The organism is Leptolyngbya sp. FACHB-321, from assembly GCF_014695975.1.
Classification (GTDB): Bacteria; Cyanobacteriota; Cyanobacteriia; order Leptolyngbyales; family Leptolyngbyaceae; genus Stenomitos.
In genome coordinates this window covers 307,410-321,114 of sequence record NZ_JACJPI010000083.1, presented here as the reverse complement: position 1 = coordinate 321,114, position 13,705 = coordinate 307,410, and the positions used below count along the sequence as shown (strand labels likewise).

The 13,705-nt window shown below is 49.2% G+C and carries 11 protein-coding genes; 3 read left to right on the top strand and 8 right to left on the bottom strand.

Going from position 1 to position 13,705, the window contains the following annotated elements; translation table 11 throughout:
• Positions 1-176 precede the first annotated feature (176 nt).
• Positions 177-731 carry a CAP domain-containing protein gene (locus H6F76_RS26780; RefSeq protein WP_190512867.1) on the top strand — a complete coding sequence of 185 codons (555 nt, stop codon included), beginning with the start codon at positions 177-179 and terminating at the stop codon, positions 729-731.
• A 282-nt stretch (positions 732-1,013) separates the two neighbouring features.
• Positions 1,014-2,294 (top strand): ABC transporter substrate-binding protein, encoded by a 1,281-nt coding sequence (locus H6F76_RS26775; RefSeq protein WP_190512865.1) that lies wholly within the window; start codon positions 1,014-1,016, stop codon positions 2,292-2,294.
• 185 nt (positions 2,295-2,479) lie between these two features.
• Here H6F76_RS26775 and H6F76_RS26770 read toward each other — a convergent pair whose 3' ends face one another.
• The 5 genes from H6F76_RS26770 to H6F76_RS26750 form a co-directional block, all read right to left on the bottom strand.
• On the bottom strand, positions 2,480-2,869 hold the full coding sequence (locus H6F76_RS26770; RefSeq protein WP_190512862.1) for a hypothetical protein: 390 nt from the start codon (positions 2,867-2,869) through the stop codon (positions 2,480-2,482).
• Positions 2,870-3,116: 247 nt separating this feature from the next.
• The gene (locus H6F76_RS26765) at positions 3,117-4,736 is read right to left on the bottom strand and encodes a 2-isopropylmalate synthase (RefSeq protein ID WP_190512860.1); all 1,620 of its coding nucleotides are present in this window, start codon (positions 4,734-4,736) and stop codon (positions 3,117-3,119) included.
• Between the two features lie 213 nt (positions 4,737-4,949).
• Positions 4,950-5,468 (bottom strand): NYN domain-containing protein, encoded by a 519-nt coding sequence (locus H6F76_RS26760; protein ID WP_190446417.1) that lies wholly within the window; start codon positions 5,466-5,468, stop codon positions 4,950-4,952.
• A 656-nt stretch (positions 5,469-6,124) separates the two neighbouring features.
• A complete protein-coding gene (locus H6F76_RS26755) occupies positions 6,125-7,624 on the bottom strand; it encodes a DEAD/DEAH box helicase family protein (protein WP_190512858.1) in 1,500 nt (499 codons plus the stop codon).
• A 10-nt stretch (positions 7,625-7,634) separates the two neighbouring features.
• Positions 7,635-8,342 (bottom strand): Uma2 family endonuclease, encoded by a 708-nt coding sequence (locus H6F76_RS26750; RefSeq protein ID WP_190512856.1) that lies wholly within the window; start codon positions 8,340-8,342, stop codon positions 7,635-7,637.
• A 265-nt stretch (positions 8,343-8,607) separates the two neighbouring features.
• On the opposite strand from H6F76_RS26750, the gene H6F76_RS26745 reads away from it, so the two are divergent.
• Complete coding sequence (locus H6F76_RS26745; protein ID WP_190512853.1) at positions 8,608-9,777, top strand: serine/threonine-protein kinase; 1,170 nt, start codon at positions 8,608-8,610, stop codon at positions 9,775-9,777.
• Positions 9,778-9,890: 113 nt separating this feature from the next.
• Here the strand turns inward: H6F76_RS26745 and H6F76_RS26740 are convergent, their stop codons facing one another.
• The 3 genes from H6F76_RS26740 to H6F76_RS26730 all read right to left on the bottom strand — a co-directional run bounded on the left by H6F76_RS26740 (position 9,891) and on the right by H6F76_RS26730 (position 13,593).
• Positions 9,891-10,331 (bottom strand): DUF2358 domain-containing protein, encoded by a 441-nt coding sequence (locus H6F76_RS26740; protein WP_190512852.1) that lies wholly within the window; start codon positions 10,329-10,331, stop codon positions 9,891-9,893.
• A 34-nt stretch (positions 10,332-10,365) separates the two neighbouring features.
• Complete coding sequence (locus tag H6F76_RS26735; protein WP_190512849.1) at positions 10,366-11,493, bottom strand: M23 family metallopeptidase; 1,128 nt, start codon at positions 11,491-11,493, stop codon at positions 10,366-10,368.
• A gap of 78 nt (positions 11,494-11,571) precedes the next feature.
• On the bottom strand, positions 11,572-13,593 hold the full coding sequence (locus H6F76_RS26730; protein WP_199322494.1) for a TolC family protein: 2,022 nt from the start codon (positions 13,591-13,593) through the stop codon (positions 11,572-11,574).
• Between the last annotated feature and the right edge of the window lie 112 nt (positions 13,594-13,705).

The following is a 13,705-nucleotide window of genomic DNA, read 5'->3' as shown; positions in this document are numbered from 1 at the left end:
GAGCAAACATGAACAGGGTTAGACAGCATGATCCAGTACTTTATCTCTTCCCTTAGGTAAGTTGACAGCACCCAGCGAAGCAAGAGCATTGCACCCCGTGAGTCTTTTGCGCTAGGGAACAATCGATCGCTGATTTTGTCTGTAAACAGAGAGTATTGATCAGACTTAACATCTTTATGGTTGCAGCCCGGTTCATGCAAGTGTTGGGTTTAATGGCGCTGAGCAGTTTACCAACCGTAATTGCCATCAGCGCTGTAGCAGAACAAGTGCCAGCCTTGTTTCGGCGATCGCAGCCAACGCCTCAAGTCCTTCCGACTACGGAAGCGGCTGAACCATCGATTCCAGCGCTAGAACACGCTGTTTACGAACAGATTAACCAACATCGAGCCACACTAGGTCTTGCACCACTGCGACTGGATACACGCATCAGCGTTGCTGCCCGATCGCACAGTCAAAACATGGCAGATCGACGCATTCCGTTTGGACATAGCAACTTTCGGCAGCGCGTGCTGGCACTCGATCGCCTTGTCCCCAGCCGCAGAATTTCTGAAAATGTTGCCTATATGTTCACCCACCGCGAGACTGCTAAACGCGTTGTGCAAGGTTGGCTCAGAAGCCCCGCTCATCGTCCCAGTATTGAAGGGCGTGAGTATCGGTTGACAGGCGTTGGTGTGGCAAGAGGGGAGCGTGGTGCTTTTTACGTCACGCAAATCTACATTCGCCCAGATTGAGCAAGGACTCGTCGAGATATAAATACAGCGCCTTCAAAAGTCATAAGTAAGGCAAACTTTAGTCATCCGACTCAAGCTTAATGCGAGTTAATAAAGAGTTTGATTCCCTTGCCAAATAGGGCGATCGTCCCCAGCCACTGACTGTATGGCAGCTCCTTAAGTGCAGCAGCACTAATCAATGCCTCCTTTCATTAGGGAACGCTTACCTGTTCACAATGTCAGAGTATCGCGCTATAGATGAGAAAGAGGGTGGTTGAAGCACGCGATCGGTGAGCTATGGCTATGGATTTTAGGTTAAAGCGAGTTGGTTTAAGTGGTTTAGTATGGATGGCGATCGCCTTAACAAGTTGTCGTAATCAACCGATAGCATCACTGCACGAACCACAGGTATTACCCGTCACTATCACGTTAAGCGGGTGGCAAAGTAACCCCAATGAGAAAAAGCTTTTAGATCAAGTCATTCGAGCTTTTGAAGCACAAAATCCTACTATAAAAGTTAAGCATGAAGTCATCAACAGCGAGTATATGGATGTCATTAAAACTCGTTTAATTGGTGACGTCGCGCCCGATGTTTTTTATCTTGATGCGTTTGAAGCACCTTTATTGATGAAATCAAATGTGCTAGAACCATTAAACTCTTACATTACGCCAGCCTTCAATCTTGCTGATTTTGAACCATCTATGGTGAGAGCGTTTAGGCATAACGGTAAGCTGTATGGATTGCCCAAAGACTTCTCAACTTTGGCATTAATTTATAATAAAAAAGCGTTGGCTGCTGCTAATATCTCGCAGCCACCTCAAACCTGGGATGAACTCTTAGCTACTTCTAAAAGGCTCACTGTTGATCGCGATCGTGATGGCAAGATTGATCAATACGGTTTTGGCATTATGCCTGAGCTAGCCCGACAAGCCTTCGTGATTAAAGCGTTTAATGGTCAGCTTATAGGTCAAAACGGCTATGCTACCTTTGCCGAATCTAACAGTTTGAAAGGGTTGCAATTAGTGATTGACCAGTATCATGACGATCGTACGTCTGCCCAACCAACTGATGTAGGCGCAACATCAGGCAGCGAGATGCTAGGGCAGGGGAGAGTTGCCATGACCATTGAAGGGGTCTGGGCATTGCCATACTTCAAAGAAACCTTTCCAGATATTGAGTTTGCCACAGCAGAAGTACCTACCATTAATGGTAAAGCAGGCACAATGGCTTTTACCGTTGCTTATGTCATGAATCGCAAAACTCAACATAAGAAAGCTGCATGGAAATTAATCGCTTACCTGACGGGTACTAAAGGCATGAATGCCTGGGCAAGGCAAGGATTGGCACTACCAACTCGTCGATCGGTTCTAGCCAGCTTAGGCTACGACAAAAAACCTTTATATGCTCCCTTTGTAAGAGGTGCAGGTTACGCAACGATCTGGCAATCAGGCGAAAATCTACCAACCATTCGCATGAATTTTAATAATCAATTTGTTAGTGCTTTGTTGGGTGAACAACCGCTACCGCAAGCAATGAAAAAAGCACAAGAAACCGCGAATCGAGAAATCTATTTGGCAAACTAATGAAGCCAGGTTTCAGGTAGAGATTATTGCAGCTTGTTTATCTTCCAAATCGCTCTAGGAATGGGCACTAGGGAAGCTATCGGCAGAGCAGTTTTGTTTTAGAATCTTGCTTAACGATCGCGGTAAACGCTCTCATACCTGTTTCCAAATCACCTCTCAATCCTAACTAGATATTGGAACCTTCACTAATAACGTTTGTTTTTATAGTATGTCTCTTTCCAGTCGTTGCCGAAATGACCGACAATCTCAAACGTGATGTGCCGAGAGCAGTGTTCTAATAACCCTACCTCTGCCAATGGCTCAAAGTAATAGGAAGACTTTCTAGCTTCCTCTATTAGTTCTTCAAGCCAGTCTTGTTGTCCTTCTAACAACATCGCAAAAACTTCAATTGTGATGTCTTCGAATTCGCTCTGAATAGCACGATACAAATCTTCTTCACTCTGACTGCCAACTATGTCCAACTTATTGCCATACCAGCTACCCATATATTCTTTGATATAAAAACCTCGTTCTTTTACTCGGCTATACCAAGAGTTGTTAGAGCCACAAACTAACCAGGCAATAGATGTGGACATGTAAGAGTTGTTCAATATAGAAGGAAATCTTTCGCTAGATGGAATCCTCCAGGGATTTAGGAACTGCTCCTTACCAAAGTTAGCGATGACAAAAGACTCCCCCACAATCTAAGATTTCTCCTAAGATCTTTAAACATTTGATTTGACTATTACTGATACATTTTCAAATAGCGGTAAAGCAATTAATTTGCATCGCAGAGAGGTAGAGAATACCTCTACCTCTCTGCGACCAATCTGCTGCCCGTTCCTAGCTCTCGACAGCGATCGCCACCTTACCTGCTTCCTCTTGCCGCTGCATTGAGGCATAGAGACGATTCAGCGCGTTCACGTATGCCTGTGCTGATGCCACGATGATGTCAGTGTTGGCGGAGTGTCCAGCGAAAATACGCTCGTTCTGGCGAAGGCGAATAGTGACTTCACCGATCGCATCAATGCCAGCAGTTACGGACTGCACTGAGAACTCGATCAATTCATTGGGCACATTCACCACCCGATTGATCGCTTTGTAAACGGCATCGACAGGTCCCGTGCCAGTTGCCGCATCCGTCAGTTCCTGACCATCAGGAGTACGGATGGCTACCGTCGCGGTGGGATGAGCACGATCGCCGCAGGAGACCTGCACCAGTTCGAGGCGAAACAGTTCAGGAGCCTGCTGAATTTCGTCGTTGACGATCGCCTCCAGATCCCAATCCGTCACTTCTTTTTTCTTGTCTGCCAGTTCCTTAAATCGAACAAACGCTTTGTTGAGCTCTTGATCAGCGAGGTCAAAACCCAATTCTTTGAGGCGCGATCGAAAGGCATTGCGTCCCGACAGTTTGCCCAACACAATCTGGTTATCAGTCAGCCCAATGGACTGAGCATCCATGATTTCGTAGGTCAACCGATTTTTCAGCACACCATCCTGGTGAATGCCAGATTCATGGGCAAACGCATTGGCACCGACGATCGCCTTGTTCGGCTGCACCAGCATTCCCGTCAGGTTCGACACCAACCGCGAGGTCTTGTAAATTTGCCGCGTATCAATATTAGTGAGCGGTGCTTCTGAATTAACCGGACGACCCAAGAAAGGATTGAAGTACTGCCGCCGGACGTGCAGACCCATCACCAATTCTTCCAGCGCCGCATTGCCTGCCCGTTCGCCAATGCCGTTGATGGTGCATTCGAGCTGCCGAGCACCGTTCTTCACTGCTTCCAAAAAGTTTGCAACTGCCAATCCCAAATCGTTGTGCCCATGCACGGAAATAATTGCCTGATCAATATTGGGCACATTCTCTTTAATGCCGCGAATCAACGCGCCAAATTCTGCAGGCGTCGTGTAACCGACGGTATCGGGAATGTTGACAGTCGTTGCACCGGCCGCGATCGCCCGTTCCAGCACTTCATAGAGAAACTCTGGGTCAGAACGTCCCGCATCTTCGGGCGAAAATTCCACATCATTTGTGAGGGACTTAGCATAAGCAACCATTTCACCTGCGATCGACAGCACCTCAGCACGTGATTTCTTCAGCTTGTACTGCAAATGAATGTCTGAAGTTGCAATAAAGGTATGAATTCTGGAACGTGCGGCGGGTTTCAGGGCATCAGCAGCCGCTTTGATGTCGTTATGTGTGGTTCGTGCCAAGCCACAGATGATGGGACCACCCTCTACGCCAACGACTTCCGCAATTTTCTGCACGGCTTCAAAGTCGCCAGGGCTAGAGTAAGGAAACCCAGCTTCAATCACATCCACACCCAGTCGTGCAAGTTGGCGCGCGATCGTCAGTTTTTCGTTAATGTTAAGCGCCGCACCAGGAGCCTGTTCGCCGTCTCGGAGTGTGGTGTCGAAAATAATGATGCGATCGTGACTGGGTTGAGAGGGTGTTTCCATAAGTAGAGATTCCTGCTGTCATGCAAGCGACAATATCACTATTCTAGAGGGCGAAGTCCACATTCCGCACTTCAAGCTGTAGTATCTTGTACTTCAAGTCGAAAATTTCGCCTGGACGCAGACTGTTTTCGCAAGAAGCACCTGTTATTAGGTCTTATGCTCCAATTGAGTTGACGCTCTACACCCTCTCTTTTTCTTAGTAGTCTGATTCCCTTAGTAATCTGATTTCTCAATTTCCTTGCGAATTGCGTTCAGGTCAATGTAGCGATCAGTCACATTACGCAGTTCGCGGGCGATCATGCCTTCAGTAGAAACAACTGTGATATGGGTATTTTTGGAGCGCAGGAGTTCGATCGCTCGTTCAAAATCGCCATCGCCGCTAAACAAGATTACCCGATTGTACTGTTCAACCGTGTTGAACATATCAACGACGATTTCAATATCTAAATTTGCTTTTTGCGAGTAACGGCCAGAATTATCATCGTAGTATTCCTTCAAAATCTTGGTTCTCACCGTATACCCTAAGCTAATGAGAGCATCCCGAAAACCGCGTTGATCCTGAGGATCTTTTAGACCGGTATACCAAAAGGCATTAATCAGGTTTACATCTGGGTCACTGGTAAAATGCTCCAGTACTCGCTTCGGATCGAAAAACCAACCGTTTTTTTGTTGAGCATAGAACATATTGTTTCCGTCTACAAAAATAGAAAGACGGCTCGTTGCATAAGGCATAAAAACTAAAGACCTAAAATTTGTAAGAAATAAATGAATGACTAATTGTAACAACTTGTTTTAAAGTCGTTAACAAAAAGGCGTAATATCATTTCTCAATGACATTATTCAGCACACAAAGCAGCAACCTGTAGTTGTCAGGATTGCCTGACAATGCTACAGGACCATTCTTTACGAAGCTTTCAAGCAGAACAGCCTTTAAAGGTAGTTAAACGAACTTAAAACATCTCTGTGTTAAAGCATTTATGAGTCAAGAATATCTATAAGGTATGCAGCTTATTAGTTAACGTAAAACCGACTAGCGCTCACGTTAGAACATTTGTTGGAAACCACACAATATTTATACAGTTAAATAATAAAGTCATAAAACGTATGTCAGTTGGGTGCCCTCATTATTACAAAAAACTTCAGATCTTGCCTCACTACCACTGATCAGTCGATCGCTCCAATTGATCAGCAGGGGGAATGAAGACTCTGCTTTCAGACGTATTTTAGCGAAAGCAGAAAATACTTTTTATGGCATGACGCTCGGTTACTGACTAATCTGACTTGCAGCGGCAGTCCTTAAGCTTCAGGAGCTAAAAGCCAGAAAGCGGTATCCAAGCCCCTCTACAGCCCTTAGCCTTAGCCAATCAATTTGGCGATCGACTCCTGCATCACTCTTGCGTTTCTGGCAACTTCATGTCCCATTCTGGCAACGGTTCAGCAGCAAGGGGCATTGTTGTTGGACTCACAGCATACAGTGATGGAGGCACTAACTCTAGCTGCTGTTGAGCTTTGGTAAGGGTAGGCTGCCCTCGACGGCGACGGGAGACATTTTCTTCATTGGTGTCTTCTGCCACAACTTCATACAGCATCGCTAGTTTGTCAGGGGTTTTGCCCTTGCGGAGCACCCGTCCCAGACGTTGAATGTGTTCACGAGTAGAGCCTGTACCTGAGAGGACGATCGCCACACTTGCATCAGGTACATCCACGCCTTCATTCAGTACCCGAGACGCAACCAGTGTTCGATAGTCGCCTGTTTTGAACTTAGTCAGGATATCGTGCCGTTCTTTGACACCCGTTTGATGCGTGATGGCAGGGATCAAAAACTCCTGAGAAATGCGGTATACCGTCGCATTGTCGTCTGTAAAAATCAGGGTGCGATCAGGATAATGGGTTGCCAGCAGATCTGCCAGAACGCGCAATTTGCCTTCGGTGCCAAAGGCGATTGCTCGTGCTTCTCGATGCGCCAGCATTGCCCGTCGTCCCGCTTTAGAACGAGCGCTCGCCTGCACAAACCGCTGCCATCCTTGAACTGAACCGAGGAAGATCTTCGCCTCCTGCAAAAACTGGTTTCGTAGATGGATCAGTTCATCGTAGCGATCGCGCTCATTTTGCGACAGCCGCACCATAATTTGCACTGCCTTATGTTTCGCCAGGGTATTGCCTGCTAGCTCCTCAGCGCTTTTGCGATACACCTCTGCACCAATGAGAGTGTGCAAGTCTTCATGCTTGCCGTCAGCACGATCGGGCGTGGCAGTAAGACCTAGACGGTAAGGGGCGATCGCATACTCAGCAATCACACGATTGAAATCACTGGGCAGATGGTGACACTCATCAAAAATGAGCAGCGCATATTGATTGCCTAATGTTTCGGCATGAATCGCCGCACTGTCATACGTCGAGACCAAAATGGGCGTTCGATCTCTGGAGCCGCCACCCAACAACCCAATCTCGACATCAGGAAACGCTGCCACAAGGTGGGCATACCATTGATGCATTAGGTCTAGCGTTGGCACCATGATTAGCGTGCTGCGTTTGGTTGCCTGCATTGCCATCTGCGCCAGATACGTTTTACCTGCGGCAGTCGGTAGCACCACTAGCCCCATGCGTCCAGCACCAACCCATGCTGTTAAAGCTTCTTGCTGATGCGGATAAGGCTCCATTTCCAGCTTTGGGATCAGCTCAACGTCGTGAAAAGCTTTTGCCTGATCGTCTAACTCGGTGCCTGCTGCCCGTAATGCCAACACCAGATTGCGATACTGCATCGCTGGAATGCGAAAACGCTCAACGCGATCGTCCCATGCAGCGAAGTCCAACCACTCTTTGCCGCGTGGTGGTGGATGCAGAATGAGAGTGCCGCGATCGTAGGACAGTGTAGGAGTGCGAGCCATCAACCGTTACCTACGCATCAGGGTCAAGCCCCATTGCCCGCAGTCGCTCTGCCAATTGAGCGACCTTTGCCTCAGCACGTTCTGCGCGTTGCCGCTCCTGGTTTGCATTTTCGGCTCCAGTTGAAATGACAGCGCCTTCAGCCGTACACCAGCGCAACCAGCGATCGTCCTTGCCTTCAAACTTGCCATCCCAAAGTGTTAAACCAATGCCGATCGCCTCTAACCAGGTGCCAGACATTTCTTGATAGCGCCCTGCCCATTGCTCAAACGATCGCAACACATAATCACCTAACTGCTGGAGCGGCTCAAACCCAATGTAGTAAGCTACGCTCATCCGAGCATAGCGATCAAGTTTGCTACCTAACTCGTTACCTTCTTTGTTAGACACAGTTTCAATCACGACATCGGGCGGTTTGCCAAGCTCCCAGACAAAATAGGTGCGGTTTTTCTTCTCACGCCAGTCCTGTGGCACTTCCACATCTAAACTCAAGAAAACATCGGGAACCAAAGGTGGCTGACGCGCTGCGTAAAATACCCCCACATTCGCTGCCAATAAAAATGTCCGCGTACCAAAGACAGACGGATTGCTATGCAGCGGTTCAGTCAACAGTCGCTGCTGCTTTTCAGAAATGAGATGATCCACAGAGATATTGTCATCGATCGCCAGCTTGCTGATATCTGGCGACACGTCAGCCTCAATTGCCATGTCTGGAGACATCGGTGGTTCCTCTCTTGCTACTTGCAATAGTAGCGGTTTCGGCGGAAATTGGGTGATAGGATGACACCGGAGGGAAAAGGGCAAGTTAATCCATTGTATAAGTTGTATAAGTCGGCAAAGGGCATGCTTTAGCGTGTGCAACTCAGCGTTGTGCTGGAGGCAACATTGATAGATTGCCGCACAGACGTTGCACAACCGTAATAATCGCATTGCTGTTTCTTGTCGCCAGAGTTATAACCAAACCTAGAGACACTGGTAACAGACGATGGCTGGTCAAATATTGGGCGATCGCTACGAAGTAGAGCGGCAAATTGGCAAACAAACTGGACGCTGGACCTTGCTTGCCCGAGATCTAAAAACACAAGAGCGTGTAGTCATCAAACTATTGTTTTTGGATGATGCGCTGGAGTGGGATGACTTGAAACTTTTCGAGCGCGAGGTCGAAATCCTCAAAGCGCTTTCGCACCCGTCTATTCCTCGCTACTTAGGCTTTTTTGAACACCAACTGCCTAACGATAAAGCGCTTGCCCTTATTCAGACCTACGTTCCAGGTAAATCGCTGGAGCAGTGCCTGCAAGAGCAACGGCTTTTTACCGAAGCAGAAACAAAGCAACTTGCCAAAGCGCTGCTCAACATTCTGATCTACTTACATGGGCAACAACCGCCGATCGTGCATCGAGACATCAAGCCCAGTAACATTTTGCTAGCAAACCGTCAGGTCTATCTTGTGGACTTTGGCTCCGTTAAGTCCTTGACTGGTACTGGCGATACGAGTGCTTTTACGGTGGTTGGCACCTATGGTTATATGCCGCCCGAACAGTTCAGTGGGCGGGCGATCCCAGCGTCCGACCTCTACAGCTTGGGCGCAACTTTGACAGCGATGCTGGCTGGTGCTCATCCATCGAGTCTGCCGCATAAAGGTACGAAACTTGACTTTGAAAAAATTGCCAACCTTAGTCCAGCCTATGCAGACTGGCTGGGCTGGTTGACCAATCCAAATCTGGAGCAACGGGTACGCTCAGCACAAGAAGCGCTAGCCGCTCTAGAACAAGGCGGACGACGATCGCCAATGATCGCACCAATTGCAAAACCCACTGAGACTAAAATTTCTCTGACCCAAGATGCAACTCACTTAGAAATTTTCATGCCCTCACTCTTGGGGCAAGCGCATCTTCATATTGATCAGCAGCAGATTTCTCTCTCTCAAAAGCGCCTGGGTTTTCAAACTGGTAGACCTCTGACCGCGCCGCGAAAGCAAATCAGCCGATTGGAGTACCGCAAGGCAGAAAGCGCCCAAAATAATGCTGAACCCTATCTGGCTCTTTGGGCTGGCACACAAGAGTACGAACTCAAGAGTTATCCACCGCTTACCGTTCCAGAAGCGGACTGGCTGGCATACGAGCTTTCAACCTGGTTAAAGCTGCCTATTCAGTGAGAACAATCAGCAGCCTAAAACGTTTGGCAAACAGCCTTTAAACGTGACATTGCTTAAACAGTCAAGGGTCAGACGTAGAACGCGTCTGACCCTTGACTGTTTACAGGGCGCCCTTAACCCTTCTGCACAAACTGCTGCAAAATCGCGCCAGGGGAGCGATCCCAGGTATCTACGTGTTCACAAATTAAGGCATCCTGGTCAAGGGTGTAGAGGGAGTAGCCGTTGAAGAACAGCTTTGCCTTCCAGGGTACTCGCAGTGTACCCCGTACTGTCCAATCAGCGCGAATGGTCGTCTGGTTGGTTGCCTCCACGTTTTGCAAATCAAAAGCAAGCTCTGTGAAAAAGAGCCGACCATGAAACCGCAGTGTCCAAAAGATAATGCGGTAGTTGAACTTGCCTTTAAACTGATTAACCGGATCGCGAAAGTCGATGTCGCGGCTGTAGATGTCGTAGGAGATGTCACGCTCAAACAACGTTGGCAGATCATGCTGCAAAGTCGCGATCGCTCGCTCAACCTGCTTCAGATAATCACCCCGATCTGGATCATGGTTCATCACGATCGCTCTGCTCAACGTTTACCGTTTGCCTTCATCCTTGCCCCTTCACCGCCACCTCACGGCTCAGTTTCTTTAGCTCTTCTGTTTGCACTGTAATATCACCTTTTGCGCCTACATTCACGGCACCAAGGCTACCACCCAAGCCAAGCACTTCTCCGGGTTTAGCTTGAGCAAAATCAAACGATTTAACGAATTGTGCCAAGGCATATTCAAGCTGTGCACCGGGGTCTAGAGTGACCCAGCCTTCAGTGGTAAGCTGGCGAAACTCAAAATGAAGGTGTGGTCCAGTCGAGACGCCTGTGCTGCCGACTCGTCCAATCACCATACCTTGCTTCACAACCTCGCCAGGCTTGACAAAGATCTCGGAGAGATGCCCGTAGAGCGTTTGCTGAGTGCCCTGATTGTGGTCGATCGCCACTGCCAAACCATAGCCGCCCATAAAATCTGCAAGCGCGACCTTCCCAGCGTAAGCAGCCAACACAGGGGTGCCCATTGGTGCGCCTAAGTCGGTACCAGCGTGGAAGCGTTGTTCACCTGAGACGGGGTGCAACCGCCAGCCAAACAGTGAAGTGATTGGCGCTGGGATGGAAAGGGGAAACACTAGCCGAATGTTGCCGTTACCTAGCATAGCGGGGGGTCGTAACGTGCGATAGTAGTAGTCCCTTACTGATGGCGTGGTACGACCAGGCGTAACACTGTAATCACTGATTGCCGCAGAGCCAACACTTAACGGTGATGATGACGACGTGACGCCTGGCAGCAGTGGAGAGCGCTTGGCAATATCACTACTGCGCTCAGTTGCCCCAATGCTATAGCTGGTTGAATCAATGTACTGATCATCAGCACCACTTGCTGCGCCAGAGGACGATGGCGCGATCGCACGGTCTAGATCCAAAGGAGTTTCACGGGTGGGAAAAGCTTCGGGGGCAGCAGGCTCGATCGAGAGATCGGCGCTGGGAGCATTCAGCGAAGGTACTTCTAAAGCTGGTGACGGAGCCTGCTGCTCAGGTGCAGGTTCTGATAGCGTGTCGATGGACTGTGCCCATACAGTACCGCCACTCAGAACGGCAACGGTGCCAAGAACGCTGAGGCTTCGGCTTAAGAGCAATCGACGAGAAGCATCATGGAGCAAACGGGCAGCGGTGACGTGCGGAGTCATTGTGAAATCCTTGTGTCTAACAAACCGAAAGGGTAGGACAAAGTAAGATTGCAGCCCAGTCTAACAAAAGCAGAAAAATCAAGGCGTTTGGGTAGCAGGGGGAGACGAATTAGGAGTAGAGCTGTCAGGTGTTGGTGTTGTCGTTGGCGTTGGTGTTGTATTTGGGCTAGATGTGCTCGGAACAGATGGATTAGAAGGCGTTCTGCCGCCCGGTGAAGCAAGACTTGGAGTTGTGGCACCAGTAGCGATCGGTAGATTGGTCACAGCCCGCTGGAGTGATGACAGCGATCGGTTATAGCCAATGACGGCGTTTACCCGGTTACCCTCGGCGTTAGTTAAAGCGTTTTCAGCATTGATTACATCAGTGGAAGTACCAACCCCAGCCTGGAAGCGTAGGCGCGCTAGACGTAATGCTTCCTGCGCTTGCCCCAGGGCTTGAGTTGTAGTGCCAATATTTTCAAAATTAGAGAGCAAATTGGCATAGCCTTGCTCAACGGCAAAGCGTACTTGATTACTTTGATCGGCAAACGTCTGTTCTGCGATCGCAATATTTGCTTCTGCCTGCCGTGCCCGAGCAACCGCTGCACCGCCATCAAAAATTGTCCAGTTTGCTCCTAGCTGGAAAGCGTAGCCATCACCAATACGAATGTTGTCACTTAAGTTATCGGCAAGCGAATACTGTGCTTCCGCGGTCACGGTTGGTCTCAGAGCTGCCAGTGCGGCTCGGCGCTGCTGCTGCGCCTGCTCTCGCTGCACAAGCTGTTGCTCTAGCTCGGCACGATTTTTCAGCGCTAAGACAATGCTTTCCTCCAGAGACAGATTCCACTCACCGGCAACATCCACTGGGTCAGCCGCTGCCAGGTCGATCGCGGGTGAAAGGCTTAACCGTTGTGCGAGCTGTCGTCGAGAGATCTGCTGTTGTGCGATCGCGTTCGTAAGGTTCTGGCGCGCGTTCGCTAACTGCACTTGAGACTGTAAGACATCAAAACGAGTGCCTAGCCCTGCGCGTTCTAATGCCAATGTATCGCGCAAACTGGCTTCATTATTTCGTACTGAGGCTTGCTGAATGCGAACAGCTTCATCGTTCTGCTGCAAGTTGTAGTAATCGCCTGCAACGTCAAACCGCAATTGCTCTTGATTAATTTCGACCTGAAGTTCATCCGATCGTAGCTGCCTCTCAGCGGCTCGAATCGTTGCTGGACGACGACCCGAGGTGAAAATGTCATAACTTAGCGTTGCTGAGGCACTAAAGGTATTGTTAACTGGGTTGTCGGTGTTGGTTTGACGACCCAGCAGTTGTGACAACGCATTGTTATTCTGACCACCACCGCTGGCTGATTGAGAACGACCTAAGCTAGTTTGTGCGCTCAAGGTTGGGAAGTTCGCTGCTTGAGACTCTCGTAACGCCGCTCTGCTGCGTTCCAACTGTAAGCGGCTAACTTGAAGGCTGCGATTGTTGCGCTGTGCTAGCTCGATCGCCTGTTGCAGGGTAATCGGCTGAATACCTCGAAGTCTTACTTCCTCTGGCTTAGTGGGAAAACTCAGCGGGTTTGGATCTGGGTTTAGGTAGTCGGGTGCCTTACCAGGTTTGGCAGGGCCCAATGGTCGCGAAGGACCTGGATCTGGGGTTGAAAGCGGAGGCTGCGTGATGCCACCAGGCACTGGTGGAAGGGTGGGCGCTGGTGAGGGAGTACCACCAGGCGCTGGTGCAAGGTTAGGCGCTGGTGAGGGAGTGGCTTGCGCGATCGCAGGCTGCTTAACCTTGGTCACCGTTGCGGTTTGTGCGATCGCAGGCTGCTGGCTAATTGCAGGGGTACTGTCTTTCGTAGGGGCACTGCCTCTAGTGCTGATTGTCTTGGGTACAACTGGAGCGACCACCACTTTAGACGGCGCTGGTTTAGCCGCAGTAGGTTTAGGTGGACTGTGGCTAGCTGACTCTGAGGAAACTGTCGTTTCTGCTAGTGACATTGGCTGTGGTTTATCGCTTTTAGAAGCAGCCCGATCTTGATTAGGAGCTGGCTCTGATAAACCCGGTGGCATACCACTGAGAGCAACTAGAACTCCCACACCCATAACGAACAAATGATGAGAAAGTTGCATACGTTTCTTGCTAGCTTGCAGTCGAAAAACTTTTGGATGGCATCGGTCGAGGAGCAACCTTATGCAGAATAGCCGCTTACTGATCAAATTGGCAAAGCCATCTTGTTTTAAA

Bases quoted from the DNA above. Each gene is read 5' to 3' on its own strand.
- H6F76_RS26750 (WP_190512856.1), bottom strand. From the start codon at position 8,342: ATGTCTCCAGACATGGCAATTGAGGCTGACGTGTCGCCAGATATCAGC.
- H6F76_RS26765 (WP_190512860.1), bottom strand. From the start codon at position 4,736: ATGGAAACACCCTCTCAACCCAGTCACGATCGCATCATTATTTTCGAC.
- H6F76_RS26780 (WP_190512867.1), top strand. From the start codon at position 177: ATGGTTGCAGCCCGGTTCATGCAAGTGTTGGGTTTAATGGCGCTGAGC.
- H6F76_RS26770 (WP_190512862.1), bottom strand. From the start codon at position 2,869: ATGTCCACATCTATTGCCTGGTTAGTTTGTGGCTCTAACAACTCTTGG.
- H6F76_RS26730 (WP_199322494.1), bottom strand. From the start codon at position 13,593: ATGCAACTTTCTCATCATTTGTTCGTTATGGGTGTGGGAGTTCTAGTT.
- H6F76_RS26745 (WP_190512853.1), top strand. From the start codon at position 8,608: ATGGCTGGTCAAATATTGGGCGATCGCTACGAAGTAGAGCGGCAAATT.
- H6F76_RS26740 (WP_190512852.1), bottom strand. From the start codon at position 10,331: ATGAACCATGATCCAGATCGGGGTGATTATCTGAAGCAGGTTGAGCGA.
- H6F76_RS26760 (WP_190446417.1), bottom strand. From the start codon at position 5,468: ATGCCTTATGCAACGAGCCGTCTTTCTATTTTTGTAGACGGAAACAAT.
- H6F76_RS26735 (WP_190512849.1), bottom strand. From the start codon at position 11,493: ATGACTCCGCACGTCACCGCTGCCCGTTTGCTCCATGATGCTTCTCGT.
- H6F76_RS26775 (WP_190512865.1), top strand. From the start codon at position 1,014: ATGGATTTTAGGTTAAAGCGAGTTGGTTTAAGTGGTTTAGTATGGATG.
- H6F76_RS26755 (WP_190512858.1), bottom strand. From the start codon at position 7,624: ATGGCTCGCACTCCTACACTGTCCTACGATCGCGGCACTCTCATTCTG.